The organism is Paraburkholderia bengalensis, from assembly GCF_037126505.1.
GTDB classification, from domain to species: Bacteria; Pseudomonadota; Gammaproteobacteria; order Burkholderiales; family Burkholderiaceae; genus Paraburkholderia; species Paraburkholderia bengalensis.
Genome location: NZ_JACFYJ010000004.1, coordinates 1 through 26,305, shown reverse-complemented (window position 1 = coordinate 26,305; position 26,305 = coordinate 1). Strand labels below are relative to the sequence as shown.

Annotated in this window: 24 protein-coding genes and 2 pseudogenes; 16 read left to right on the top strand and 10 right to left on the bottom strand. The window is 60.7% G+C overall.

The annotated features are described in order from the left end of the window. Positions 1-61: 61 nt before the first annotated feature. Both H3V53_RS03795 and H3V53_RS03790 read left to right on the top strand, forming a co-directional pair. Complete coding sequence (locus H3V53_RS03795) at positions 62-2,503, top strand: glycogen/starch/alpha-glucan phosphorylase (protein ID WP_336596934.1); 2,442 nt, start codon at positions 62-64, stop codon at positions 2,501-2,503. A gap of 76 nt (positions 2,504-2,579) precedes the next feature. Next, positions 2,580-4,580 carry a glycogen debranching protein gene (locus H3V53_RS03790; RefSeq protein WP_419539413.1) on the top strand — a complete coding sequence of 667 codons (2,001 nt, stop codon included), beginning with the start codon at positions 2,580-2,582 and terminating at the stop codon, positions 4,578-4,580. A gap of 71 nt (positions 4,581-4,651) precedes the next feature. Here the strand turns inward: H3V53_RS03790 and H3V53_RS03785 are convergent, their stop codons facing one another. Further along, a complete protein-coding gene (locus H3V53_RS03785) occupies positions 4,652-4,915 on the bottom strand; it encodes a hypothetical protein (RefSeq protein ID WP_336596788.1) in 264 nt (87 codons plus the stop codon). Positions 4,916-5,164: 249 nt separating this feature from the next. Here H3V53_RS03785 and H3V53_RS03780 point away from each other — a divergent pair, with 249 nt between their 5' ends. The 3 genes from H3V53_RS03780 (at position 5,165) to H3V53_RS03770 (ending at position 6,589) form a co-directional block, all read left to right on the top strand. Next, positions 5,165-5,749 carry a BPSL1445 family SYLF domain-containing lipoprotein gene (locus H3V53_RS03780; protein WP_336596787.1) on the top strand — a complete coding sequence of 195 codons (585 nt, stop codon included), beginning with the start codon at positions 5,165-5,167 and terminating at the stop codon, positions 5,747-5,749. Positions 5,750-5,866: 117 nt separating this feature from the next. Further along, the gene (locus tag H3V53_RS03775) at positions 5,867-6,124 is read left to right on the top strand and encodes a hypothetical protein (protein WP_336596932.1); all 258 of its coding nucleotides are present in this window, start codon (positions 5,867-5,869) and stop codon (positions 6,122-6,124) included. 78 nt (positions 6,125-6,202) lie between these two features. Next, positions 6,203-6,589, top strand: coding sequence for a hypothetical protein (locus H3V53_RS03770; RefSeq protein WP_336596786.1), 387 nt, complete (start codon positions 6,203-6,205; stop codon positions 6,587-6,589). A gap of 104 nt (positions 6,590-6,693) precedes the next feature. Here the strand turns inward: H3V53_RS03770 and H3V53_RS03765 are convergent, their stop codons facing one another. Then, a complete protein-coding gene (locus tag H3V53_RS03765) occupies positions 6,694-8,124 on the bottom strand; it encodes a DUF3300 domain-containing protein (protein ID WP_336596931.1) in 1,431 nt (476 codons plus the stop codon). Between the two features lie 497 nt (positions 8,125-8,621). On the opposite strand from H3V53_RS03765, the gene H3V53_RS03760 reads away from it, so the two are divergent. After that, positions 8,622-10,334 (top strand): SulP family inorganic anion transporter, encoded by a 1,713-nt coding sequence (locus H3V53_RS03760; RefSeq protein WP_336596785.1) that lies wholly within the window; start codon positions 8,622-8,624, stop codon positions 10,332-10,334. Between the two features lie 181 nt (positions 10,335-10,515). Further along, the gene (locus tag H3V53_RS03755; protein ID WP_336596784.1) at positions 10,516-10,806 is read left to right on the top strand and encodes a hypothetical protein; all 291 of its coding nucleotides are present in this window, start codon (positions 10,516-10,518) and stop codon (positions 10,804-10,806) included. Positions 10,807-10,914: 108 nt separating this feature from the next. On the opposite strand, the pseudogene H3V53_RS03750 reads toward H3V53_RS03755, so the two are convergent. The 3 genes and pseudogenes from H3V53_RS03750 to H3V53_RS03740 all read right to left on the bottom strand — a co-directional run bounded on the left by H3V53_RS03750 (position 10,915) and on the right by H3V53_RS03740 (position 12,965). Next, positions 10,915-11,743 (bottom strand): annotated as a pseudogene (locus tag H3V53_RS03750) (alpha/beta fold hydrolase). A 40-nt stretch (positions 11,744-11,783) separates the two neighbouring features. Next, positions 11,784-11,921 carry a DUF3563 family protein gene (locus H3V53_RS03745; protein ID WP_336596783.1) on the bottom strand — a complete coding sequence of 46 codons (138 nt, stop codon included), beginning with the start codon at positions 11,919-11,921 and terminating at the stop codon, positions 11,784-11,786. Between the two features lie 210 nt (positions 11,922-12,131). Next, positions 12,132-12,965 carry a class I SAM-dependent methyltransferase gene (locus H3V53_RS03740; protein WP_336596782.1) on the bottom strand — a complete coding sequence of 278 codons (834 nt, stop codon included), beginning with the start codon at positions 12,963-12,965 and terminating at the stop codon, positions 12,132-12,134. 196 nt (positions 12,966-13,161) lie between these two features. On the opposite strand from H3V53_RS03740, the gene H3V53_RS03735 reads away from it, so the two are divergent. Continuing rightward, positions 13,162-14,214, top strand: coding sequence for an AraC family transcriptional regulator (locus tag H3V53_RS03735; protein WP_336596781.1), 1,053 nt, complete (start codon positions 13,162-13,164; stop codon positions 14,212-14,214). A 23-nt stretch (positions 14,215-14,237) separates the two neighbouring features. Here H3V53_RS03735 and H3V53_RS03730 read toward each other — a convergent pair whose 3' ends face one another. After that, positions 14,238-15,254 carry a GlxA family transcriptional regulator gene (locus H3V53_RS03730; RefSeq protein WP_336596780.1) on the bottom strand — a complete coding sequence of 339 codons (1,017 nt, stop codon included), beginning with the start codon at positions 15,252-15,254 and terminating at the stop codon, positions 14,238-14,240. 109 nt (positions 15,255-15,363) lie between these two features. Here H3V53_RS03730 and H3V53_RS03725 point away from each other — a divergent pair, with 109 nt between their 5' ends. After that, a complete protein-coding gene (locus H3V53_RS03725; protein WP_336596779.1) occupies positions 15,364-15,897 on the top strand; it encodes a tautomerase family protein in 534 nt (177 codons plus the stop codon). Positions 15,898-16,009: 112 nt separating this feature from the next. Here the strand turns inward: H3V53_RS03725 and H3V53_RS03720 are convergent, their stop codons facing one another. After that, entirely contained in the window at positions 16,010-16,378 is a 369-nt protein-coding gene (locus tag H3V53_RS03720; protein WP_336596778.1) for a hypothetical protein, read from the bottom strand. A gap of 400 nt (positions 16,379-16,778) precedes the next feature. On the opposite strand from H3V53_RS03720, the gene H3V53_RS03715 reads away from it, so the two are divergent. The 4 genes from H3V53_RS03715 (at position 16,779) to H3V53_RS03700 (ending at position 19,962) form a co-directional block, all read left to right on the top strand. After that, positions 16,779-17,081 carry a hypothetical protein gene (locus H3V53_RS03715; RefSeq protein ID WP_336596777.1) on the top strand — a complete coding sequence of 101 codons (303 nt, stop codon included), beginning with the start codon at positions 16,779-16,781 and terminating at the stop codon, positions 17,079-17,081. 469 nt (positions 17,082-17,550) lie between these two features. Then, positions 17,551-18,657: a sugar-transfer associated ATP-grasp domain-containing protein gene (locus H3V53_RS03710; protein WP_336596776.1), complete on the top strand. Its 1,107-nt coding sequence runs from the start codon at positions 17,551-17,553 to the stop codon at positions 18,655-18,657. A gap of 191 nt (positions 18,658-18,848) precedes the next feature. Further along, positions 18,849-19,211 carry a cupin domain-containing protein gene (locus H3V53_RS03705; RefSeq protein WP_336596775.1) on the top strand — a complete coding sequence of 121 codons (363 nt, stop codon included), beginning with the start codon at positions 18,849-18,851 and terminating at the stop codon, positions 19,209-19,211. A 4-nt stretch (positions 19,212-19,215) separates the two neighbouring features. Then, on the top strand, positions 19,216-19,962 hold the full coding sequence (locus H3V53_RS03700; RefSeq protein ID WP_336596774.1) for an SDR family NAD(P)-dependent oxidoreductase: 747 nt from the start codon (positions 19,216-19,218) through the stop codon (positions 19,960-19,962). Positions 19,963-20,060: 98 nt separating this feature from the next. On the opposite strand, the gene H3V53_RS03695 is transcribed toward H3V53_RS03700, so the two are convergent. Then, positions 20,061-20,309: a hypothetical protein gene (locus H3V53_RS03695; protein WP_336596773.1), complete on the bottom strand. Its 249-nt coding sequence runs from the start codon at positions 20,307-20,309 to the stop codon at positions 20,061-20,063. A gap of 212 nt (positions 20,310-20,521) precedes the next feature. Beyond that, on the bottom strand, positions 20,522-21,874 hold the full coding sequence (locus tag H3V53_RS03690) for an epoxide hydrolase family protein (RefSeq protein WP_336596772.1): 1,353 nt from the start codon (positions 21,872-21,874) through the stop codon (positions 20,522-20,524). 417 nt (positions 21,875-22,291) lie between these two features. On the opposite strand from H3V53_RS03690, the gene H3V53_RS03685 reads away from it, so the two are divergent. Together H3V53_RS03685 and H3V53_RS03680 are read left to right on the top strand one after the other, a co-directional pair. Continuing rightward, positions 22,292-22,675, top strand: a complete 384-nt coding sequence (locus tag H3V53_RS03685; RefSeq protein ID WP_336596771.1) for a potassium channel family protein — start codon at positions 22,292-22,294, stop codon at positions 22,673-22,675. A 237-nt stretch (positions 22,676-22,912) separates the two neighbouring features. Continuing rightward, positions 22,913-24,067 (top strand): sensor histidine kinase, encoded by a 1,155-nt coding sequence (locus H3V53_RS03680; RefSeq protein ID WP_336596770.1) that lies wholly within the window; start codon positions 22,913-22,915, stop codon positions 24,065-24,067. A 130-nt stretch (positions 24,068-24,197) separates the two neighbouring features. Here the strand turns inward: H3V53_RS03680 and H3V53_RS03675 are convergent, their stop codons facing one another. Beyond that, positions 24,198-24,644 carry a cupin domain-containing protein gene (locus tag H3V53_RS03675; RefSeq protein WP_336596769.1) on the bottom strand — a complete coding sequence of 149 codons (447 nt, stop codon included), beginning with the start codon at positions 24,642-24,644 and terminating at the stop codon, positions 24,198-24,200. A 1,260-nt stretch (positions 24,645-25,904) separates the two neighbouring features. Here H3V53_RS03675 and H3V53_RS03670 point away from each other — a divergent pair. Then, a pseudogene (locus H3V53_RS03670) lies at positions 25,905-26,305 on the top strand (hypothetical protein); the annotation flags it as partial.

The following is a 26,305-nucleotide window of genomic DNA, read 5'->3' as shown; positions in this document are numbered from 1 at the left end:
CATTGTGGCTACCTTAGCGATTGCACCGGAAACATCGGCCACGGACTCCGCGCGTATCGGCATGAGCGTGGACGCGCTACGCCGCGGCGTGCTCGATAACCTCGTTTGCCTGCAGGCTCGCCCGCCCGCTATCGCGACGCCGCACGACTGGTACATGGCGCTCGCCTACAGCGTGCGTGACCGCATGCTGGCGCGCTGGGCCGCGACCTTCGAGACCTACGCCGCGCAGGAATTGCGCGTGGCGTGCTACCTCTCCGCTGAATTTCTGATCGGACCGCAGCTCGGCAACAACCTCGTCAATCTCGGCATCGAGGACAACGCGCGCGCGGCCATGCGCTCACTGGGCCAGGATCTCGACAGCCTGCTGGCGCTGGAAGAAGAGCCGGGTCTGGGAAACGGCGGGCTCGGGCGGCTGGCGGCGTGTTATCTGGATTCGCTCGCGACGCTCCAGATTCCGTCCGTCGGCTATGGCATCCGCTATGAATTCGGCATCTTCGACCAGGAGATTCGCGACGGCTGCCAGGTCGAGGTGACGGACAAATGGTTGCAGAAAGGCAATCCGTGGGAAATCGTGCGCCCGAACGTCGCGTATTACGTGGCATTTGGCGGCCATACCGAAAGCGGTAACGATGAACAAGGCCATTACTCTGTGCGCTGGGTGCCGGCGCGCATGGTCAAGGGCGTCGCCTGCGATACGCCGATGCTGGGCTTTCACGTCAATACCTGCAACACGCTTCGTTTGTGGAAGAGCGAAGCCGTCGAGTCATTCGACCTGCAGGATTTCAACGCCGGCGATTACTACCAGGCCGTGCAGGAAAAAGTGATTTCGGAAACGCTGTCGAAGGTGCTGTATCCCAACGACGAACCCGAGGCCGGCAAGCGGCTGCGCCTCGCGCAGCAGTACTTCTTCGTGTCCTGCTCGTTGCAGGACATGATGCGCCTGCTCGATCTGAAGGGCGAGCCGGTCGCGCGTTTCGCCGATATGTTCACGGTGCAACTGAACGACACCCATCCTTCCATCGCGGTTGCCGAGCTGATGCGTCTGCTGGTGGACGTGCGGCGCGTTCCGTGGGACGACGCATGGGAGATCACCTGTCGCACGCTGTCCTATACCAACCACACGCTCTTGCCCGAGGCGCTCGAAACCTGGGGGCTGCCGCTTTTCAGCCAGTTGCTGCCGCGTCCCCTGGAGATCATCTACGAAATCAACCGCCGCTTTCTCGACATGGTGCGGCGCAAATATCCAGGCGACGAGGCGCGCGTCGCGCGCATGTCGTTGATCGATGAGAGCGGTGCCAAAAGAGTCCGCATGGCCCATCTGTCGACGGTCGGCAGTCATGCCGTCAACGGCGTCGCCGAACTGCATTCGACGTTGCTGCGGCAAACCGTGCTGCGCGACTTCGCCGAGTTGTGGCCGGAGCGCTTTCAGAACGTGACCAACGGCGTCACGCCGCGCCGTTTCATGCTGCTGAGCAATCCAGGGCTCGCGCGTCTGCTCGACGGCACGGTTGGACAAGGATGGATGACCGATCTCACACGGCTGAGCGCGCTGCAAGCCCATGCGGACGACCCGGCGTTCCAGCAGAAGTGGCGCGACGTGAAATTGTCGAACAAGAAGGTTCTCGCGGAGCGGATCGCTAACGTCACGAATATTTCCGTGGACCCGAACGCGCTATTCGATATTCAGGTCAAGCGCATTCACGAGTACAAGCGGCAGCATCTCAACGCGCTGTACATCATTACGCTTTACCAGCGGTTGCGCCGCAACATCGAACAAGATGTCGTTCCGCGCTGCTTTGTATTTGGTGGGAAAGCGGCGCCGGGCTACGCGATGGCGAAGCTGATGATCCGGCTGATCACGGGCATCGCGGAGGTCGTCAACAACGACGCGGCGATGGAGGGCCGACTTAAAGTCGTGTTCTATCCCGACTTCAACGTGAAGAATGCGCATTTCATTTATCCCGCCGCTGATCTGTCCGAGCAGATTTCGACGGCAGGCAAGGAAGCGTCGGGCACGGGCAACATGAAGTTCATGATGAACGGTGCAGTCACGATCGGAACGTTGGACGGGGCGAATATCGAAATCCGCGACGAAGCAGGGAGCGATAACTTCTTTCTCTTCGGTCTGACGGCCGAACAGGTGGAACGTGTGAAGCGTGAAGGCTATCGGCCCGCGCAGATTGTCGAGGGCAACGCCGAATTGCGCGAGACGCTCAATCTGATCGCGGACGGATATTTTTCGCGCGGTGACCGGCAGGTGTTCCGTCCGCTCATCGATAACCTGCTCGGCGTCGATCCGTTCCTCGTGCTCGCCGATTACGCGGACTACGTGGCTTGCCAGCAGCGCGTGAGTGCCGCGTGGCAAGATCCTGCGCGCTGGACGCGGATGTCGATCCTGAATACGGCGCGCTCGGGGAAGTTCTCGTCGGATCGCGCGATTGGCGAATACTGTGAGCGAATCTGGAAAATCTCGCCCGTGCGAATTGCCCTCGATCAAGGCTGACGACGGGACGGTTCCGCGCTACCGCGTCGGCGCCGGTTCACGTTTTCCGCCCGGCGCGACCGTTGTCGACGGCGGCGTGAACTTCTGCGTTTTTTGCCGCGACGCATCAAGCGTCGAACTGCTTCTTTATGCAAAGCCTGATAGCGCGACGCCGTTTCAAACCATTACGCTCACGCCTGAGTACAATCGAACGTTCTTCTACTGGCACGTGTTCGTCGAAGGGCTTCCCGCGCGCGTCTGCTACACATGGCGGGTGAATCGATCCGGCGACATGCGATGCCCCCGTCACGCATGCAACGACCGTCGCGAACTTCTCGATCCGTTTGCCCGCGCTGTCAGCGATGTGCTGTGGGACCGGCGCATCGCGATCGAAGCGCCGAGCGACATGCAGCAGCGCGTGCCGCGCGCGATCGTCGTCGACCGTATGAGTGTATGCGAGCCGCAGGGCGCGCACAGCCTCGATGGTGCCGTCATCTATGAGCTTCATGTCGGTGGCCTGACGCGACACCCGTCTAGCGGTGTGCAACACCCGGGCACGTTCTCCGGACTGATCGAGAAGATTCCCTATCTGCGAGAACTGGGCATCACGCATGTCGAACTACTGCCCGTCATGGCATTCGACGAGCAGGATGTGCCGCCCGCGGTGGCAGCACGCGGTCTGTCGAACTATTGGGGTTACAGCACGCATAGCTTCTACAGTCCGCATCCGCGGTATTGTGTCGACCCTGCTCGCGCGCCCGACGAGTTTCGCGCGCTGACGGATGCGCTGCACGCAGCAGGCATCAAGGTGTTGATCGACGTGGTCTTCAATCACACCGCGGAAGCTGGCGAGGCGGGGCCCGTGATCAATTTCAAGGGACTGGTCAACGACATCTTCTATCAGCATGATCCGCACGACGAATACCGCTACCTGGACTACACGGGCTGTGGAAATACGGTGAGCTGCAACCATCCGCTCGTCACCGCCTATATCGTTCATTGCCTCGAATACTGGGTCGAAGAACTGGGCGTCGACGGTTTCAGGTTCGATCTGGCCAGCGTGTTTGCCCGTGACCGACATGGCGCATTGATGGTCGATCCGCCATTGCCGTGGGCGATCGAGTCGTCGCGCATCCTTTCGCGGGTTCCTCTGATTGCGGAAGCGTGGGATGCGGGCGGTCTCTATCATGTCGGCGCATTTCCGGGTATGGCGTGGGCGGAGTGGAACGGGCGTTACCGTGATGCGATTCGACGCTTCGTGCGCGGCGATCCCGGGATGATCGGCGAGGTTGCCACCTGCATCGCCGGCAGCGCCGATCTTTACGGCGACGATGGCAGGTTGCCGGCCAACAGCATCAATTTCGTCACCTGTCACGACGGATTCACGCTGCACGACCTGGTGAGCTACAACGGCAAGCATAACGAGGCGAATGGCGAGGAGAACCGTGATGGCAGCAATGACAATCTGTCGTGGAATTGCGGGGCGGAAGGCGCTGCGGACAATGCCGATATTGTCCGGTTGCGTGGCCAGCAGGCCCGCAACCTGATGGCCATTCTGTTTCTGAGTCAGGGCGTGCCGATGTTGCTGGCTGGCGACGAAGTACTTCGCAGCCAGGGCGGCAACAACAACTGCTATTGCCAGGACAACGCGCTTTCATGGTTCGATTGGGATTGCGCCGCGCACGCTTCGACCATGCTGCGCTTCGTGCGCGAACTGATCGCACTGCGCAAGCGCCACCCCAGCCTGCGTCGGCGGCGCTTCCTGACAGGACAGCCTGCCCACGGCCAATCGATGGCGGACGTCTCGTGGCATGGCGAGCGACTGTACGCGCCGCAGTGGCACGATCCGGGCGCACGCTTGCTTGCGTTCACGCTCGGCGGCGAAGTGCAAGACGAGGCGCCGCTTCATGTGATTCTGAACATGGACGACGCGGTGCATCGCGTCGCGTTGCCTGCGCCTGGCGGCCGGCAATGGCACCGTATCGTCGATACCGCGCGCAATAGTCCAGACGATATCGTGGCGCCGCCAGACGAGGGGACCGTGGAGACGGACCATTGTCAGGTACAGGCGCGCAGCGTCGTCGTGCTGGAGGGCTGAGCGTACAAAGTCGAAAGGCGCAGCGAGAGAGCCAGCGACGGCTTTTCGGCATCACTCGCCCGGTCGCGGATTCAAGGGGATAGTCGGTCGTCTATCACGCGCTGTGCCGCGTTCGATCCCGCTGTGATCGCGTCGTTCTCGGTATCGAAGAGGCGGTTTCCTTCATTGACGAGCCGGATCGGTACGCCTATGGGTCTTCGCGGGTCGGGTGTGCAAATGCTTACCACCGCGATATATCCGACTGGGGGGCCATAGGTGAATTCGCTCGACAGAGCCCGCACCGACTCGATCTTCACCGTGACCTCAAAGTCTTTGTACGAGTACATTTTATCCATTGACTCACTCCCAACGCAGCAAAACGCGAACACGGCGCATGTCAGGTTAAACCAAAACGCCATTCGACATCCTGAAGCATCCATTTCAGTGCGCTATTCGCGAACACGCATTGGACCAAAGTCCAATACAACATCGTTTTTGATCCGTATAGGCTCGAATCAGGTGAAATCTTCAGCGACAGGGACGCGACGCCGATCAGCAGCAGGGTCAGCGTTACGATGCGACGGCGACCAACGACGGAGGTAATTATGCGTAGAAGAAACTTTTTAGGCGCCGTCGGCGCGACGCTTGCCGTCACGGGCACTTCGCTCGTCGGCTCGCCTGCGATACGCGATGCCGTCGCAAGCGAGTCCAATACGGCGAAACGTCATGAGATCGATGCCAAGGTCAACGGAACGCTGTCGAAGCTGTATGAGACGGTCAAAGGATCAAGAGAACTGGTTTCCAAGGCGAATGGCGTTCTCGTGTTTCCCTCGGTCATCAAGGTTGGTTTCATTGCGGGAGGCGAGTACGGCGAAGGCGCATTGCATGTCGGCGGGAAATCGGTTGGCTACTACAGCACGGTCGCGGGATCGTTTGGCCTGCAGGCAGGGGCACAATCGAAAGCGGTCATCTTCCTGTTCATGACGCATGACGCGCTAAGCAAATTTCGCAATTCCAAAGGCTGGTCGGTCGGAGGCGAGGGATCAGTCGCGTTGCTAAAGGTCGGAGCGAATGGAGAGATCGACACGACAACGGCCACTGCACCCGTCGAAGCGATCGTGATGACCAACGCTGGGCTGATGGGCGACGTGTCGCTTTCAGGGACCAAGGTTTCGCGACTGAAAATCTGATCGCGAAGCAATCGCGTTTGCTTGCGGGTCCTGGCGAATCGATGGCCATATCAAACCCCGGTCCGTCAGGATCGGGTTCCCTTCGTACGACGGCTCTTTTCGATGGGAGATGATGTCATGGCGGAGCGTCGATGCCTCTTGACGGCCTTTGTTCTAGCGATCCTTCTAGCCAGTACTTCCGATGGTTCATGGGCGACGGAGCAGGCCCAGCAACGCCGCGCCGGACGCGACGTCCGGCAGGATACCCGCCAGGGTTCACGACACACCAAGCAGGACTGTCGCGCTGCGGATCAAAAAAGCAATTCGCAATGTCGTCAGGACAAGCGGCAGACGAAGCAGCACGGGCGACAGGCGGCCCGCGACATCAAGTATTGAGCGCAGCGTCAGGAATGCCGTCCTGGCAGCGTTGTGATAAATCAATGTACCGTTTGCAGCATGAAACAGGGGAATCCGATGCGTGCCCGTCTCGCGCTGATTGTCTGTGCGGTGTCTCTCACTGGCTGCAACACGCCACCGATACCGCCAGGCAAACCTCTCGACATACCCACTGCATTGGAACAGGTCATGCAGAGCCTGTGCAGCTTCAAGAAAGAACAGGCGGCGCGCGGGCAAGACGCGGGTGTCGCGATTGACTCGATCACCGTCGAACTCGATCTGACTGTCGACGGCGCGAGGAATCCGCCCGTGGCAGTCGCACCGGATATCCAGTTCATCCCCACGGTCAGCTACGGGCAGATCATCACGGCCAACAGAGGAAGCCGCTTGGCGCTAACGCTGAAGAATAAAGGCGGCAGCGGCGTTCCCGCCGGCGACTGCGAGATGACCAAAGCCGCAAAGTAGCGGATGTCGCCTCGAACGATCATGATGGCGAGGTCCTGTTGGCGTTCGTTCGGGCGGCGAGTACTTTGCGATTTTCATCGCATGCTCATTCGCGCTGATTCGCTTTAGCGCCGGCCGCCGCGTGCTCCGCCGCCTCCGCCACCCCGGGCTGCACCTGATGCACGGTTGAAGTTCGAGGACTGGACGCTCGACCGACCGCGATTGTAGTCGCGCTGGGTAGCGCTGCCTGCACCGACGCCCTGAAATGCCGTGTCGCGTCCACCGCCCTGGTAGCCGTTGCTGCGATAGCTTGTTTGCGCGCCTGCTGCACCGGCACGATTGGGCGATTGCGCGCGGTTGCCTGCCGCCGCGGCCTGATTGGACATCTGCGCGCGATTGCCCGATTCCGCATTGCGCCGCCCCGTGGTGGCGCGATTGCCGTTGGCTGCGCTACTGTTGGCCGTCTGCGCGCGATTGCCCGCCGCACCCTCACGATTCGCGCCTCCCCGATTGCCCGCACCCGCGCTATTCGGCCGGCCTGCGCGGTCGGCGGCAGCCACGTTGTTGGCGCGTCCGGTGCGGTTAGCGGCTGGCTGGTTGCCTGCTTGCGGCCGATTGGCCACGTTCGCGCGATCGGCTGGCGTGCCCGCACGTCCGCGGTAGTCGCGCCGGGCGTCGGCGCCTTGCGCGCCTCGGGCGTATTTCTCGCGCGTTGCGTTGTCACGATACGCGACGCCCTGACGATGTCCCGCATCGTGTTGCCATCTGCCGCCCTCGACCTTGGTACGGTCGAAATTCCGGTCGATATTCGTAGCCTTGTTGACGTTGATGTTGACGTCGTGACTATTCCAGTTGCAATTGCCGAAGATCGCGCCTGCGGCTGCGATCCCGAGTCCCCATGCGAACCCGGTCGCGAGCGCGGCACCGGGATAGTAGGCCGGATAGGGCGGCCAATAGGTCGGCGGATAGGCGGGCGCGCTCCAGCCGCCGTACACCACGGTGGGATTGTAGGAGGGTACATAGACGACCTGCGGATTGGTCGGCTCGATACGCACGATGGTTTGCGGCGCCGGGGCCGCTGCGCTTCCCTGGGGCGGCGGGGCGCCTTGCGTCGAAGGCGCTTCGACGATCACCTTCTGCTGCGCGTTCGACGTCAGGTTGCCTGCTTGTTGCGCTCGCACGCGCAGTCGCTGGATGGCGTCAAGCACATCCTTCTGATTGGCGAGGAACGCATCGCCAAGCCGCTGGGTCCAGTCGAGCTTGTCGTTCATGGGTTCGAGCACCTGCGGAAAGGCGACCAACGACTTGACGCTGACGTCCCACGACTGGTCCTGCACCGCTTTCACGGCCGCCTCGCCTTTCAGGTTCCGGTGCTCCTTGACCCAGCGCGCGGCATGCACGATTTCGAGCGGATACGTCGACGCCATCAGGACCTGCGACAGTAGCGAATCGGGGTAGAGCGCAATTGGGGCGACCAGCGCCTCGATCTCCTGCGGCGGCATCTGGCTCGCCGCAGGCAGGGGTTCCGACGCCGGGATGGGGGCCGATGCCGCCATCTCGACGGACGCTGCGGCAGGAGCGGAAGCAGGTGCAGAAGCGGAAGCAGCCTTGGTCTGGGACTGCTGATCCTGTTCCTTCGCCGGACAGGCGGCCAACAGGACGACGAAGCAAGTGCTCAAGAGTCGTGCGATCCAGTTCGACATTGTCATTCCCCGGTTGCGATAGGACGACCGCGGCGATTGCTGAACCCTGGTCAGGTTCTCTGTTACTTTGCCGGACGCGAACGAAGGTCATCTATATCAGACTAGTACTCGTCGTCGTGTCGATACAAATTTGACCGTTGAGACTGATGCGTCGAAAGATTGAATAATCGCGCGACTGTGTCGGAAACCGATTTCCGCACAAGCGCGAACGAAGAACAAAAAGGCTTCTCTTGAACTTTATACTGGGAGCGCTCAAGAGGCTTTCCCTTAGAACAGGTTTGGACTGAACTGTAGCAGCAACGGCAATGAGTGATTCGTGAACTGAGCTGTTCCGCGGAGGGTACGCGATCATGTCAACCGATTCACCTGTGCACCGGCGTTCAGGGTTTCGCATTCCGGTGCTCGAGTGGGCTCACGACTATCAGAAGGCGTGGATCAAGCCGGATGTTATCGCCGGTGTGACGGCCGCTGCCGTCGTATTGCCGAAGGCGATGGCTTACGCCACGGTTGCGGGACTTCCCGTGCAAGTCGGGCTTTACACCGCCTTTGTGCCGATGGTGATTTACGCATGCTTCGGTACTTCGCGGCCGCTCAGTGTCAGCACCAGCGCAACGCTGGCGATTTTGACGGCTGCCGCCGCCAACGAGGTTGTTCATGGGGGCGGCACGACTGCACTGATGTCTGCGACGGCAACGCTGTCGCTTCTGGTGGGCGCTATCCTGGTGCTCGCGGCTCTCTTGCGACTGGGCTTCGTCGCGAACTTCATTTCAGACCCGGTACTGACAGGCTTCAAAGGCGGCATCGCGATCGTTATCGTGCTGGATCAGCTGCCCAAGCTCGTCGGCATTCATGTGGCGAAAGGGTCTTTTTTTCACAACGTGTGGGCTCTGATCGTGGGGCTGCCGCATGCTTCGATGACAGCTCTCGCCGTGGGCCTCGCCACGATTGCGCTGCTGGTTGCGCTGGAGCACTACTACCCGAAGTCGCCGGCTCCGCTGATCGCGATCGCATGCGGGATCGGCGCCGTTGCTCTGCTGGGCCTGCAGGCGCGCGGCCTGGAGATTGTCGGTCACATTCCGACGGGCCTGGCGTCGCTGACGATGCCGGACTTTGCGCTGGCCGAGACGCTCTGGCCGGCAGCAGCGGGCATCGCATTGATGAGCTTCACCGAAACGATCGCCTCGGGGCGCGCGTTCGCTCGAAGCGGGGAGCCTCGTCCACTGGCCAACCGTGAATTGCTGGCAACCGGCCTGGGCAATGCAGCCGGTGCGTTGTTCGGTTCGATGCCGGCGGGCGGCGGGACCACGCAAACGGCCGTCAACCGGCTGGCGGGCGCGCGTACGCAACTGGCGGAACTGGTGACGGCGGGCGTCTCGCTTGCCACGATGGTTCTGCTCGCGCCGCTGATCGGACTCATGCCGCATGCAACGCTTGCGGCAGTGGTCATCGTCTATTCAATTGGCCTTTTCAAGCCAGCCGATTTCCGCGCGATTCTCGAAGTCAGGCGCATGGAGTTCATCTGGGCGCTGGTTGCGCTCGTGGGCGTCGTGCTGGTCGGCACGCTGAACGGCATTCTCATTGCGATCGTCGCTTCGCTCGTCGCACTTGCGTACCAGACGTCCGACCCGCCTGTCCACGTGTTGCGCCGTATGCGCGGTACGAACGTGTTTCGGCCGGTATCGCGTGAGCATCCCGACGATGAAGCGTTTCCCGGGCTGCTGCTTCTGCGGCCGGAGGGACGGATCTTTTTTCTGAATGCTTCCAACGTCGGCAACAAGATTGCGCCGGTCATCGAGCAGGCGCACCCCGACGTGGTGGCGCTCGATATGCGAGCTGTCTTCGATCTGGAGTACACGGCCCTGAAGATGTTGACCGACGCCGAGAAGAAATATCGCGAAAGCGGCGTCGACGTGTGGCTCGTCGGTCTCAATCCGCAAGTCGCTGCCGTCGTCGAAAACGCACCGCTTGGAAAAGCGCTTGCAAGTGGGCGCATGTTCCTGAACCTGGAAGAGGCGCTTGCCGCATGGCAGACGCGCTGCGGACGCAATTCATCAACAAGCTAATTCAAAAAGCGAAATTCACCCTTGCGTACGATGCGCTTAATTATCCGCGACGACCTTTCTACACTCGACGCGTGGCGTGCCACTGCCGCCACGGAGACAAGTTCGCGCGACGGTTTGCGTTGATGCATCGCAATGGACCGTCTGCGCCGCAATTCGAGTCCAATCGAGGAGGGAGCAGGTCATGAAGGCAAGCAGCACATTAGTCGCGGCCGCCGCCGCGCTCGCGTTGTCAGGCGGCGCTTTTGCACAGGCCAATAACACGCTGGCCACGCCGAGCACGCGGTCGCCGGTCGTGAATGCGGCGAGCGGTTACGGCACGCCTGCCGCGAGCAACTCGGACAGCGGCATGAGTGCCGGGTCGCCCAATTCGAATGCGCAGAAGGGCGCGAACGGCAGCCCGACGCCGGCAACCACCGCTTTCGGTGTCAACAATACGCTGGCGACGCCCAGTACCGCGTCGCCTGTCAAATAACCGCCAAGCCGCATGGCTTGGCTTCTTGGAGTCGTCGCGGTTGTTTCAGTCAACTGCGACGATATTGCAGTGCAATGCCCTGGCTGTGCATGCATCCGCAGCTGACGGTCAGATGGCGCAGATCATCGCGTCCGAGTCGGCGATGTGCCGCACAATCGCGGCATTGACGGCATCGGCGTGCGTGACGGGCCCCATGTGTCCCGCGCCCGCTACCACGGCAAGGCGCGCCGCGGGCAGTAGCATCGGCAGGCGCTCGGCGATCGCGCGCGTTGGGACGGGCGCATGCTGGCCGCGCATGACGAGTGTCGGGATGCGAAGCGTTGCATATGCGCTGGCGGGCGTGCGTTCGTCGAGCAGTGCGCGGAAGTCGAGTGGTGCCTTCGGCGCCCAGCGCGTGAGCGCGGCCTGCACCGATGGCCGCAGTGCTTCCCATGCCCCCCCGGCCGCCCCAGTAGTCGACGAACGAAGCGGCTGCGCCGCGATAGTCGCCGCAGTTCACGCCATCGGCGGTGCGCTTCGAAATCGCGACGATTTCCGCGAGCGCGTTCGCTCCGTACGCGCCCATCGTCTTGAGCAGATGAAACGCCGAGGGCTCGTAGAGCGTCAGGCTGGCGAGACGGTCGGGCCGCTCGAGTGCCACACGCAGTGCCACGCCGCCGCCATACGAGTGGCCTACGAGATGCACTTTGCCGTGCGACGCGTCGATGATGCCGATGGTCCTCGCGGCTTCGTCGGCCAGCGAGAACGCGCGCTCGCCGCTCCACGGCCCCGCGCTGTCGCAGCCGTAGTGCTCGGGTGCGACGAGCGCGTGACGTGCGTCAAGCGCCTCGCCGAGCTTTCGCCATTGCGCTGCGCCCGAGCCTGAGCAATGCAATGCGATCACGGGCGTCGCAGGTGACAAGACCTGCTTTAAAGCTGTGCTGTTCATGTCGTTCATGGGGTTCGCATAGTGTGAACGGATGCTGGGCCAGACTGCGTTACGCGTCGATCTCGAGCGAATGCATGCGGCGTTCGAGTTCGCCCATGTCGACTGCGGACGCGAGATACGCATCGCGTCGACTGTTTTCGGCGCGCTCCAGCGCTTTTCTCAGCAACAGGAAGAGGTAGGCGAGCATGGTGTCCTCCGGGCGGGTCATGTGTTCCATCGCGTTTCGGCATGAGCAGCGTGTACGCGCAGAGTCCGTGCCATGTCGCGGCGAGGCTTGCCGTGTGGACCTCACGGCGGTTTGCGCGGCCTTTTGGACCGCGAATCGCCGTTGTGAGACCAACAGAGCGCGTGATGAAAGTTGGGCTTTCGCAAACACACGCGCTGCGCCCAAATGCTTTCACCAACGTTCCACCACGACTTCGAGATACTCGCTCGGGAGAACCAGTGTTGCGTCGTTTGACCGGTTGCGACTCTCGATCAATGCCATCAGATCCGTATGGAATGCCATCTGCCGTTCACCTTCGAGCGCCCCAAATGCCTTGTTCATCGGCCCATAAAACGCGCGGAACACCTCGACGAAATGTGCCGGTGAGCGATAGCGGAATGTGAAATCGCGCGTGGTCGCGGTGATCTGCCTGGCGCTGCCGTCGAACAGTTCTTCGAGGCGCGCATTCGTGCCCCACAGCGCAGGCGACTTCACGCCCGCTGGTGGCGCGATGTACTTGCCGATCGTCTTGAACAACTGCCCGATGAAACTCTCCGGCGTCCAGTTGGCGAGACCGATCCGCCCGCCCGGCTTGCAAACGCGCGCGAGTTCAGCCGCCGCCTTCGTCTGGTCAGGCGTGAACATCACGCCAAAGGTGGACATCACGATGTCGAATGAGGCATCCGCGTAGGGCAACGCTTCCGCATCGGCTTGCTCGAATTGCACCGACAGTCCTTCGGCTTGCGCGCGCGCACGGCCTGAATCGAGCAGTGCGGCGACGTAGTCTGTCGACGTGACATCGCACCAGCGGCGTGCCGCGGCCAGCGTCGCATTGCCATTGCCTGCGGCAACGTCCAGCACGCGGCTGCCCGCGCGCACATCGAGCGCTTCACAGAGGTTCTCGCCGACGATTTGCAGTGTCGTGCCGACGACGGCGTAGTTGCCCGTCGACCAGGCCGCCTGTTGGCGCACCTTGATGGCGGCGAAGTCGGCGACGGGTGCGGGAGCGGAATCAACAGCGGACATATGAAAACTCCTGAGGGATCGAGGCAGCGATGCCTATGGACATGCAAGCGACGTATAGGCGTACAGGCGTGTGTGCGTATAAGCGTCTCTTTGTTGCCGAATTGCGTGAGTGCTAGTATCTGCAAGCAAGTCGTAACGATGAATGACCAGGCGTCCAGATGTTTTGCGCAGGACGCCGAAACTGATGGGCACTTTCATGGATGCTTTTTCAGATGTTCTTCGCGTCGTGCGTCTCGGCGGGGCGGTATATCTAAACGCCGACTTAACTGCGCCGTGGTGCGTCGTGGGACACGTCACGCCCGATCTGTGCGGCGCCTTTTTGCCGCGCACCGAACGCGTCGTGTCCTATCACCTCATCACAGAGGGAAGCTGCTGGGCAGCACTCGTCGACGACCCGACGTCTGCGATCCGTGTCGACGCCGGCGAGCTTCTCGTGGTGCCGCAAGGCGAAGCGCATCTGATGGGCAGTTCGCTCGATCTCCAACCTGCGCCTTCCGACGAACTGGTGTCGAAGTATCTGAATACTTCACCGGGCGAAGTGATGATGCTGAATTACGGCGGCGGTGGCGAACACACACGGCTCATTTGCGGCTTTCTCGCCAGCGACGATTCGTTGACCAACCCCGTCCTTTCCGCGTTGCCTCGAATCTTCAAGATCGACATGCGCAACGATCCGCAATCTGCGTGGCTCGAATCATCATTGAAACTGGCGGCGCTCGAAGCGGCCGAGTGGCGCGTGGGCAGTGCGACTGTGCTGGCGCGGCTTTCGGAGTTGTTGTTCGTGAAGGCGGTGCAGCGTTGCATTGAAACGCTGCCGGCCGACCGCAAGGGTTGGCTCGCAGGCGTGGGCGATCGCTTTGTCGGCCGCGCACTCGCCATGCTGCATGCGCAACCCGCATACGGCTGGACCGTCGACGAACTCGCGCGCAAGGTGGGCCTCTCGCGTTCGGCGCTTGCGCAGCGTTTCACGGAACTGCTCGGCCAGCCGCCTATGCAGTACCTCGCTCGCTGGCGCCTGCAGATCGCGGCTCAGGCGTTGCGCGAGGGCAATCAGACGCTCGCGGTTGTCGCAGAGCAGGTCGGATATGAATCCGAGGCCGCATTCAATCGCGCCTTCAAACGCGAATTCGGAATGCCGCCAGCCAGTTGGCGACGCAGCAAGAGCGTGGCGGTCAACCGTGCCTCGATCGGCGATGCGTATGCTCGAACATCGGGCGTGTCTGCTGAAGAGTCTTCCTTGACGAGTTGAGCCGCTTTGCAGCCACGCTGCACCTACCCGCGAATGTCCGGTCCCGACGCGCGCGCGAATTTCCTTTGATAGTCGCTCGGCGACAGACCGGTCTTGCGCTTGAACAGTTGTCGGAACGTACTGAGATCGCCATAGCCCACGCGTTGGCTGACCGTCTCGAGCGCAATAGGCCTTGATTCCAGCAACTGTTTGGCGACTTCGATGCGCAGGTTCTGCAGATAGGTCAATGGCGCGAGACCGACGGCGAGCTTGAAACGCCGGTTGAGCGTCCGCTCGCTGACAGCGAGCCAGGCGGCGAGATCGCTCAGCCGAAACCCCTGCTCTAGCGTGGCCTCCATGCGCTGCTGAGCGCGTGCGACAAGAGGATCGGCATGTCCCTGTTGGTCGAGAAGCTTTGCGTAAGATGCCTGGGACGTGCGGTTCATGTCGATCAATAGCGACTTCGCTGTCATCGCGGCAAGCTTCTCGCCCGCGAACATTTCGACTAGCCGCACGGCAAGGTTGAGGTACGACGTCACAGAGCCGCCCGAGACGATATGGTCTTGCGCGGTCAGGATCTCCGATGCCCGAAGCTCGACGCGCGGATAGCGCCGCGCGAAGTCCGACGCAGTGGCCCAGTGTGTCGTGGCGACCCGGCCGTCCAGCAAGCCCGCCTCGGCAAGCAGATAGTTGCCGGTGCAGTACGCGGCCAGCACGGCGCCCGCCTGGTGTTGGCGCCGTAGCGCGGCGGCCAGCGCGTTCACCAGCTTCTTTTGGCCGACGAATTCGTCCATGTTGGAGAAGAAAGGGGCCGTGACGAGAATGGCGTCCGCGCGCTTACGTGGATCGATCTTGCCGTCCACGGAAATGCTCTGGCCCGATGCAGCCTTCACGGGTTCGCCGTCCAGTGATTCCACGCGCCACGCGAACCTCGGAACAGGCTGGCGACGACGTGCGGCTTCCCGCGCACTCAGCTGATTGGCCGCGTTGAGGACGTCGATGGGGCCCGCGACGCCGGATGCCAGAATTCCGTCGTAGACCCAGATGCGGATCGTGATCATTTGCGTGTGTGTCTGAAATGCCTCGCATGATGGCAATACTGCCACTTCCGGATTCTTCCGTAAAGGCTGATGATCGGCCAATCGAGACAACTTAGGAAGGAGCGACACCATGCCAATGATCGACGCGCTGTGGCCGGAAAATGCCTTGACGCCCGAAGCGGAAGCACATCTGGTCAAGGAATTGACCGACATCCTCATCAAGGCGGAAGGATATGACCCGTCCAGTCCGGTGGCGCGGCGCGTCACCGTGCTTCATCTACACCGTCCGGCGGCCGTGTTCGTGGGTGGAGAGCGTTCGGAGGCGATCCGCTACCGGATCATTCCGTCGGCGCCTGAGGGGCAATACACCGACGAATCGCGTAGAGCACTCGTCAAGGCCGTGACGGAAGCCGTGGCTCGCGCCGAGAGTCGCTCGTTCGAAGAGGTAGCGCCGCGCGTCTGGGTATTCCCGACGGAGATTCCGGACGGAACCTGGGGAAGTCGCGGGGCCATTTACACGCTGCCGGAGATTCACGCGCTGCTGGCAGGCGAATCCGAGTTCGCGGCGGGCGAAGCGCGGCTTGCGCGGCGGCGCCGTGAAAAGGCGCGTCTTACGCTCGCTGCGGCGCTCGACGCCACGCAGGCGCGAACGACGCGGTCGTAATCGCGCAGCACGATGCCAGGCGGGCCGCTTGCGATACGGTCCGCGTGCGAAGGCATCGTGCGATGCGCCAAAGCGCGTGGGTTATCGATCGGTTCAATCGATCGAAGGTGCCTCAATTCGATTGAACCTGACTTACGCTGCTCGGCAATCCGACGAAACCCTGTGTCTTCTCCAATGCATTCATTGCATCGAGCAGCGCGGCGGCGCGCAGGTGAGCTTGCGCTTTTCCAGGTCGAGCCAACCGCCTGCTGACGTCACGCGGGCGACCGTCTTGCCATCGCGCAAAAAACACATTGCGCAACAGCATACGGCTGCCATCTGCGGATAGACTGGCGCGCACGAAGCTCACCGTGAGCCGGTCGAGCAAATGGATTTCAAGAAATACTCGATCTCGTTTTTCATGACGACGGGCTCTATGCGCAACTTCATGAACTCCGACATCGCGAAACGTTTTTTGCGAAGTACAGCATTCGTGCATCAACGGCCTTGTCGAGATAGGCGGTGTTGCGCATAGGCGAGTTGAAGGTTATATCGCCCCAGCCGGCGAAGAGTTCGGTTTCGAACATGGCGTTTGATCTTCCGATAAGCGTTCGGGAAGCAGCGTGAACGAAAATGAAGGGGGCGTGAAGGAGAATGAAAGCACGACAGCAGCTATTTGCTGTGTCGATTAAAAGCTTCCTCGACAGAAAATTTCTTTCTGACGCAACGCTCGCGGACCAGGCTGGAACTATCGATTCTATCCGCTTTACTGCCTAAGCGGCTTTTCCGTTGTTTCGGACCCAACGTGCCTTTGTCGCCTGGCAGGTTTGCTCGGGATGTGCAACGATAGTCGTGCAACGCGCATGTGTCTGAACACGCAGACAAACCAACGGGGAGGATAGATGAGAGAAAACGCCAAGACGCTATTCGTCGCTTCCGAGGACATTGCAACAGCGTTGAACCTGCTGGAGAGCATCGAGGTGGAGATCGGCTTCGATAGCGACGATCCCGAGAGCATCGAGCGGGCAATTCTCGCCGTCGAGGAGGCGATCAATGCTCGCCTGAGCGGTCACCGCGGGGATGCGCGCATCGAGTCGGCCATCCTTCGGGTCAAGTTGGACTTCCGCTGTGCAATCCTCGATCAAGCCTCAGCCGACGACGATGCCGACGAAGAGTCCATCGGCATCGTCCACACAGTGCACTGAAAGTTACGCCGCATCGAGCGACATCATTCGAAGTAGACGCGCGCTTGCGCATGCTCGGTGTGGCTAACTGATTGACTCGTCCGACGGACATCCTTGGTATTTCCCTCAGCTTCAGAAATCGCTGTTCGCGCCGTTAACAAGGTGTTTTGCGTGCGTCTCGATGAGTCCGTTTTCCCATGCAATGGGAAGGATTTTCCGTTTGAGCGTGACGTAGACGCAATGTCGTCACAGCGCGTGGAACGGGAACAAGCGTAGAACTGCGCGGCAATTTTTGCTGATAACGTCATGCCGCAGACCTCGTTTCGAAAGCGAACGGAAAGTATTTGCACGCGAAACGATGAAGCGTTACGTCACGATACAGTTGTGTCATGTCTTCCCTGCTAAGCTCGCACGAGCATGACGGCGCCGTGCTGTCGTGCGGGCGAAAGCATTCGCTTTCGCCATAATCCGCTGAGCGGGATCATGCAAGATGCGAGTCCGGTTTAAACGCTTTGCCATTACAACGGCCAGGAAGCTGGCACGTATCCGGTTTCATCGGCACCACGCCATTCAGGCGAGCGCCGCGCTTGAAAGTATCGAGAAACGGCGCGGCAAGACCGACCCGGCCTTGATAAGACAGGCAGACACGTACGCGCGCGACGTGTTCGGCAGCGTTGCCTACGCACCGTGGCTGCGTGTCTATGCGGCATTCAACGGCAGATTCAAGGAAGGCTGGATTCCCGACAATTACTACGGTGCTGTCGTGGTGCCGCGAACCAAAGGCTGGTATGGCGAGTTGTCAAAGCTCAAGTCGATATCGGCACAACTGTTTCGCGACCCTGCGCTACCAGACCTCGCGTATCTGGCCAACGGTGCATTGTTCTCATCCGGTAACGCGGCCATCCCCGATGACGAAGTGCGCGACATCCTTTTCAGCGAGACGGATCGCGTCGTATATAAGCCCGATCATTCCTCGCAAGGCAAAGGCATCCTGTTTCTGGATCGCGACTCGTTCGAGCATGCAACCGTTCGAAAACTCGGCAACGGTGTCTTCCAGAGATTCGTCAGGCAGCACGAAGTATTCGAGGGTTTTGCGCCCGGTGCCGTCGCGACAGTGCGTCTTACGACGGTCGTCGAGCGCTCGGGTGAGATCTCGTTGCGATCCTGCTTTCTGCGGCTCGGCAGAGTGGGCGACACGCACATCACGCCGGCGCGAGAAGTCTGCGTTCCCGTCGAGGTCTCGACGGGCGAGCTGGCGCAGCACGGCTATCTGAACGACTGGATAGACGTGCAAGGACATCCGGACTCGAATCTTCCGTTTGACGGAATAAAAGTACCCGCGTTTGCAGCATGCGTGATGAAAGTGAAGCAACTTCATCGCCAGGTACCGTTTGCCTGTTGTGTCGGCTGGGATCTTGCGATCGATGCCGACGAAAGCGTCAACGTGCTGGAATGGAATGCCGGACATAATGACATCAAGTTCGCGGAAGCCACGCAAGGACCGTGTTTTTCGGATCTCGGCTGGCAGCATCTTCTGTCGCGGGAGCATGTTGCGATGCCGCTGTCGCTTGCGCGCGTCGCTGGCAATCCGCGATAGTTGCATTCCGTGTGAATGGTCTCGCCCGCCAATTCGCTTTTAGCGCACTCAGCGTTGTCAAGCTGCGCCCATGTTGCGTCCATCCCTTTGTCGTCTAAAGTAGGTGATGCACGGGCGCCGCGTTCGTAGAGATTCGTCTGCGCAATGACAGCGGCGCGCCATCCGCCGATGGAAAGCAGCTGGAGGGATTCATGGAATGCACCGAAATATACGCCGATCCCGACGGACATTCGGCGTTCAGGACCATTCGCGCGTTCGACGTGAGTGAGGTGTTGTTCAATGGCAAGACCTTGTCACTATCGCCGCCGCAGCCGTGCGAGAGCATGCTCGTGCATGAGTTCGATGCGGGCTATTTCCTTGATCGGCATAACCCGCCGTCAAAGCAATACGTCGTCGTTCTCGAAGGGGAGCTTGAAATTGCCGTGCGAGGCGGAGAGCTTGCCCAGCGTTTTGCGGAGGGATCGGTGTTCGTCGCGGGCGATCTGCAGGGATCGGGACATTCGACGCGCGCAATTCGATCAGGCCGCGCTTTAGTCGTCAACGTACGGGGATGAAGCCATGCTGCTCGAACATCAACTGACAGTGGTGACGGGGGGCAGCAGCGGCATCGGGTTTGCCACCGCAGAACGATTCGTGGCTGAAGGCGCTCGCGTGGTAATCAGTGGACGTCATGCGGAAAAGCTGCAACGTGCTGCGCAGAAGCTCGGCGAGAACGCGCTGCCGATCGTTGCGGACGCCGCCCGTCCGGATGACATGCAACGCCTCTACAAGACGGCAGTCGACCACTTCCATTGCGACGTCAACGTGGTCGTCGCGAACGCCGGCATTTCCCGGCAAACGCCAGTGCGCGAAACATCGCTGGAACAATTCTCCGAGGTGATGGCGGTCAATGTCGGCGGTGTGTACTCGACGGTACGCGAAGCGCTGCCGTTTTTGTGCCGGCCAGCGTCGATCGTGCTGGTTGCATCGCTTGCTGCCAATCAGGGCACCAAGAATTTCTCTGCATATTGTGCGTCGAAAGCGGCTGTCGTTTCGCTGGCAAAGAGCTTTGCCGCTGAACTTGTCGAGTTCGGTATCCGGGTGAACAGCATTTCGCCGGGGGTCGCGAATACGCCGATCTTCGAAACGTTGGACATGTCGGAAGCGCAATTGCTGGAGTGGGCGAAAGTCATACCGATGAAACGGCCCGCCAGCCCGGCCGAGATCGCTTCGGCTATCCTCTTTCTCGCAACCGATTCATCGCGTTACATGACGGGCGCCGATCTCGCTGTCGACGGAGGCATGTCGGGTATTAGCCCATTTTGAAGCTCGCCAATGACTGGCGATTGTTTCTCAACATTTGAGAACGGCACCCGGGTTCCAGGTTTGCATTTGCGAAGGTTCATAAGGCCGAAAGGCTGCAATCAGACCGGGCGAATCTCGCCGCTTGCGCGCGCGCTTTTATTCTTCTTTGCTTCGGCTTTGCGGCACATATCGAGCAATACCCAACGCGCGACCGTATCCGGACGATCCATTCCGTACTGGGCGCAACGGATATCCTCGGCTGCGTAGACGATGACCGTGCCTTCGATCACCCGATATGAGCCCTCGTACGTCATGCCGGCAAGCGTGACGAAAACGGGCCGCTTTTCTTCGTAATGAGCTGAGGCCATTTCGGATATTCGAATTATTCAAAGCAAAAACTTAATCGTTCGAATTTCGATCGTCAACTCAATATACGTTTTGATGCAGGTGCGGGCCTCACGCGTAGTCCGCATTCTGAAGCGCAACTGGCAATCTGACGAAGCAGTGGCGTCTCTCCTGGGGCGCGTTGCGGCCGTCGCGGCAAGCGCTCCGACACCTTCGCGTCGGAGCGCTTCGCGCTTTACGTGCGCAAGGATCGCAGTCCGTTGCGCACTTCATTGGCGAAAATCATCGGTTCTTCCCATGCCGCGAAGTGGCCGCCTGTCTCCGGTTTGTTGAAGTAGATCAGATTGTGATAGGCCTTTTCGGTCCAGCTCTTCGGCGCCTGATAGTTCTCGCCCGGAAACGCGCTGACAGCGGCAGGCACGTTGACGTCGGCGGCAAGAAAGAAATTCGCGTGCGATTCCCAGTAGAAACGCGCCGCCGAAATACCCGTGTTGGTCACCCAGTAGAGCGTGATGTCGTCGAGCACATCGTCGCGCGTCAGCGCGCCCGCCGAATGTCCGTTGACGGGATGGCCGAGCACCGCTGCGCTCAGCGCCGCAGCGGGTTGGCCGTAACCGTCGCCGTGATCGAGCAGCCAGGACGCTAACGCGACGGGCGAATCGGCGAGTCCATACAGCGTTTGCGGCCGCGTACCCATTTCGACCGCGTAGCCGCGCTTCTTCTTGAAGTTCGCGCTCAATTGCTCGTACGCGTGCTTCTCTTCGTCCGACAGGCCGGCAGGCATCGGATCGCCTGCCGCCAGCGACTTCAGAATGTCCGCCGGCACGGAGGCCGGGAAGTTCACATGAATGCCGATCAGTTCGGGCGGCGCCTGCTTGGCCATGATGTTCGTGACAATCCCGCCGAGATCGCCGCCTTGCGAAGCAAAGCGCTCATAGCCGAGGCGCTTCATCAACGTGACCCACGCGCGCGCCGTGCGTTCGGGTCCCCAGCCCGTCGTGGTCGGCCGGGCCGAAAAGCCGTAGCCTGGCAGCGACGGAATCACAAGGTGAAATGCATCCGAAGCAGGTGCGCCATGCGCAGTCGGATTGACGAGCGGATCGATGATCTTGAACTGTTCGATCACCGAGCCGGGCCAGCCGTGCGTCACGATCAACGGCATCGCGTTGTCGTGCTTCGAGCGCACATGGATGAAGTGGATATCGAGTCCGTCGATCTCGGTGATGAACTGCGGATACGAATTGAGCCGCGCTTCGCATTTGCGCCAGTCGTAGCCCGTCGCCCAGTATTGCGCGAGTCCCTGGATGGTCGCGAGTTGAATGCCCTGCGATTCATCGGGTACCGTCTCGCGGTCGGGCCAACGCGTGGCCTTGATGCGTCGCCGCATATCGACGAGTTGCGCTTCGGGAACGTGCACGCGGAACGGACGGATGGCCGTCTTGTCGCCGTTCGCCGGCTCCGTGATCTTGCCGGCGGCGGGCGCTGTGTCCGCGAACGCGAGGCGGCTCAGGGAACCTGCGGCGAGAGCCGCGGCAGCGACACCGACAAAGTGCCGGCGCGATTGGGATTGGGGCGTGTCGTTTGACATTGAATCGGTCTCCGGTGCGGATCAATGTGTTGCCTTGCGTGCGAAGTCGGCGGCATGCAGTTTCACGATCGACTGAGTGAAATGCCGTGTGATCGCCGTCATGCGTTCTGCCAACTGCGATGCCCAACCTCGTTCTGCACGTCAAGTTGCTTGAGGAAACCATGTTGCGCTGTTTCCCCGTTGGACGTATTAGAAGGCGCGCGTGTATCCGGCACGTGTCGTCAAGCGGCGCGAATGTATGCGTTTGTATTGCCCGACCACGCGGATACATGGCGATACAAGCGGATGATCGGAAGCAAAGAATGCCAGTGCCGGACAGGCAAATGGTGCAACGCGACGTCTATCATCAAGTGCTGTCGCGTCTAAACGGCGACTGGCTTTTTCAGAACACGATGAAAACCTTTGCGAGGCTGAAACATGAATAACGGCGATCAGGACGCTCAACTCCGTATCTCACCGCGCATTGCGGTCGCCGAGACCGCCAAGGTTCTCTGGCATCTGCGCGGCATTGTGGTAATTTTGTTGCTGCTTTTCCTGATCCTGGCGACAGTCATGTATTACTGGGGCGGCACCGTGAACCTCGTCACCCGGGGACCGTCAACAATGGGCGACACGCTTTATTTTTGTGCGATTACGGCATTGACGATCGGCTACGGCGACATGGTTGCGACGACGACGCTTGGGCACCTCGTCGCTGTATTCCTCGGATTGATCGGCCTGTTGGGAACGGGTGTCATGACGGCTTCAGCGGTGTATGGAATCCAGGCGGCTGCGCGTCGATCCGGGCTGGTGTCGCGTTAAGGCATGTGTGCACGGCGGTAAAACCTACAAAACCGGTTGGCAATCTGCAGCGTCCATTGGCGTGCATGGGGCCACGTAAGGGGCCGTGGCCCTATGATCGGGCGTTTGCAGCGCCGATCTTTCGGCTGCGACGGATATGATCGGTTTCCGCGTCCTCAGTGTAGCGGCGGGCGGCGACCGGGCAGATGGCGAAAAACTTGCATGCGGTTATAGCATCGGCGGATACCGAGGGAACGCATGACTTTATCGGACTTTATCGAAGCCAACCTGGCGCAACTGGTCAACGAATGGGTCGATTACGCGCGCACCATCGACCTGGCCGACATCAAGCTCGATGAAAACCAGTTGCGCAATGCAGGCCGCGACATCCTGACCCGGATCGCAGCCGACATGCGGGAGCCTCAGACGGCTGCACAGCAAAAGGCCAAGTCTCGAGGCAACCGGCCCAATCGTCAAAGTGATTTCAATGTCGTCGCTCATCAGCATGCAGACGATCGTCTTTCTCAAGGCTATGGCATCAACGAGGTAGTGGCGGAATATCGCGCGCTACGCGCCAGCGTTCTGCGCACATGGCTGCAGACAGCGCGGGACAACGTCACGGCATTTCAGGAGATGATCCGCTTCAACGAGGCGATCGATCAGATGCTCGCCGAATCCGTGCGGCAATACGCGCAACGGACCGAACGCATCAGGGATCTGTTTGCGGGCGTGCTGGCGCACGACCTGCGTTCTCCTCTCGGGGCGATCATCAATTCGGCGGATGTGCTGCTGCGCGACGGCGCGCTGTCGGCGACGAGCGTGAAAGCGGCTGCGAACGCGCAGCGCGGGGCGGTTCGCATGAAGCGCATGATCGACGATCTGTTCATTTTCACGCGCACCCGGCTGGGCGACACGCTGCCTGTCGATTTCACGCCGCAGGACATGAGGCGCATCGCCGAAGACGCAGCCGACGAAGTGCGCGCCACTTACCCCGACGTGCACATCGACGTGGGCCTGACGGGCGAACTCACGGGCGCTTGGGACGGCGCGCGCGTCGGCCAGATGCTCGTGAATCTGCTCGCGAACGCGGTCCAGCACGGAGCGGGCGATATAGCTGTGCGCGCTACCCGGGAAGGCGAAGACGTGGTGCTCGCCGTATCGAACTCGGGCGCGCCGATCCCCGCCCGCGCGCTGCCGACACTGTTCGATCCGTTGACGCGCGCCAGCGTGCTGCCTGTGCGCCGCGGAACGGCGCCCGGCATGGGCCTGGGTCTCTACATCTGCCGGTGCATTGCGCAGGCACATCACGGCATCATCCAGGTCGAATCGACGGATGAGGCGACGGTCTTCACCGTGCGGATGCCGCGCTTTCCGGCGAGTCCAGCGAGTCCCGCTGGTGCCCCGAATCGCTAGCCAGGCCGTGTTGTGCACCGCGAGACATGCTCAGCGCGCAAGCAGGGGCTTGGTCTGTTGATCTCGACGGCGCACGCGCGCTTCGACACCACGTCACTGACGTGTCGGGCGCTCATGAGCAAGTCTGGCATCACAGCGATGTCGGCATCACGCTCGACCAGTCAGGCAAGGCATCGAGATCCGGCCGCATCGTCACGCTTTCCTGTTCGTTGGGGTCCGTTCTTGCGATCACGGCGACGCAGGCCTCGCTCGCGCTCGTGTTGTACGGAATGTGCGGCACCCCTGCGGGGATGTAGAAAAAGTCGCCTGCCCGAACCACCACATGGTGCTCCATGCGTTCGCCATACCAGCAGCCGGACACGCCGCTCAGCTGATAGATGGCGGTCTCATGTTCCGCATGCAGGTGCGCCTTGGCGCGGGCTCCGGGCGGAATGGTCGCAAGCTGAAGGTGCATATGCTTCGCTCCCACACTTTCCGCTGAGATACCGACAGCGTAGGTGAGTCCTTGCTTTCCCTCGAACTGCGAGCCAGCTTGCACGAGCTGGCAGGTGTCAGGCTTGCGTGCGCTAGTGTTCATCGCTTCTCCAGACAATGAGCGCCGACCTCGGCGAAATAGCGGGAATGAGACGCAGAATACACCCGTGCCGTGTTGGCAGCCGTCGCGCGCGGCATATCAGCGCCAGTTCGATCCCGTTTGCATTCCGAACTATTTTCACGATAACGGCGTGCTTCGGAAATCGAAATGGATTTGCGAAGCCGTAGCGTGTAAAGCGATTCGAAAAGGCAATTCTTGCGCCGTACAGAGTTAACCCTTATCTTCGTCGCGCAATTATGGCAATATAAAGGGATCGGTCGAAATTATTCGTATTAATATTATAAAAGTAACGTCGACAGCCGAAAAAATATCCAGAACAATCATGGATATGCCTTTTATCCCGGCCTTCGAGGCAGATCGCCCCCATTACCGGCCAATTTGGAAAACATGGGGCCGATTTCACCCCGCATTATCGCGATCAATCCTTTTCTGCATTCACGCCAATAACGTTACACGGATGAAACGTTTATAATTCGTCTGCCCTAAAAAACTTCCGTAATTAATACCGCAGCAGCAGAAGTTCTGTTATCTGTGCGTAACAACTACCGAAGCGGGCATTTGCGTGTAGCCAGACAGGATTCCGCCCGGGAAAGGGTGCGCATGAGTCCCGTCTGGCGGTTTAGCTGTCAATTCGCGCGCGGGCTCTGCATTGCAGGAACCGGCGCGCGGATTCCGGTTGTTCGATAGCAGGATGGCGTTGAACGTCGTCGGGCCGTGTCGGTTCGTCGACAGCATCGTGTCGTCAAAGCAGACGTCCTTGATCACGGCTTACAGTAAGTCGTCCTAATGGACCTTTGCGCGCGATGCCATCACCGTTATCACACTCGCGTCACCAATCGGGTCGTCCGGGTTGTCATCACCCCGTTTCAGCGAAGGTTCATTGCGCATGAGACGGATCGATGGCAGGTGTCGACCTGTCCGCCGAAGTTCATGCATCAGGTGTGCGTAAGGCGAGCGTTCGCTCGTCACGAGACGCTTTCGTCGTTTGCATCCGAATCAGCTAAACAGTAAGGAATACGTAATAAATGCGGTAACTGGCGCCGGTCTGCGGGTTGGGACGCGCTGCGTCCTCATGCGAATGCATGGCGATGCAGCCGACGCAGCGGCTCAGGAGCAGGGCGCATTCGGTGCGTTCTGCCGCGCACTTCTCCTTCAATTCGATAACGCCAAAGCGGGACGACTCCGATCGATCTTGCTGGACCCTCGGGGACAACCGCTTTCAGCGAAAACATACGGACAGAGATGAGATATTTCAAATTACTGGGGGTTGCATCGGCAACTGTGTTGGCTTCGTTCGGTGCGCAGCACGCGCATGCGCAGTCAAAGACGATCACCGTGGCAGGCCAGCAATACACGCTGTGCGGCACGGAAAACAGCAACTGCTCGTTCCTTGGAACGGCCTCCGTCGTGTTCGGCGCCGTGCCGCCGACGGCGCCGTCGGTGATGCTCAGCGCACCGGCCACGTTTACCAATGGCGTCGGCTGCTATGTCGGCGCGGTCGCGCAGTCGGACCCCGCGTACGGTTATGACAAGGCGTGCTGGGTACGCGCCGTAGCGGCTACCCCGGCGCCGGCGCCTGCTCCGGCACCGGCTCCCGCGCCTGCTCCGAGCCCGGCTCCCACGCCGACGCCGGCACCCGCGCC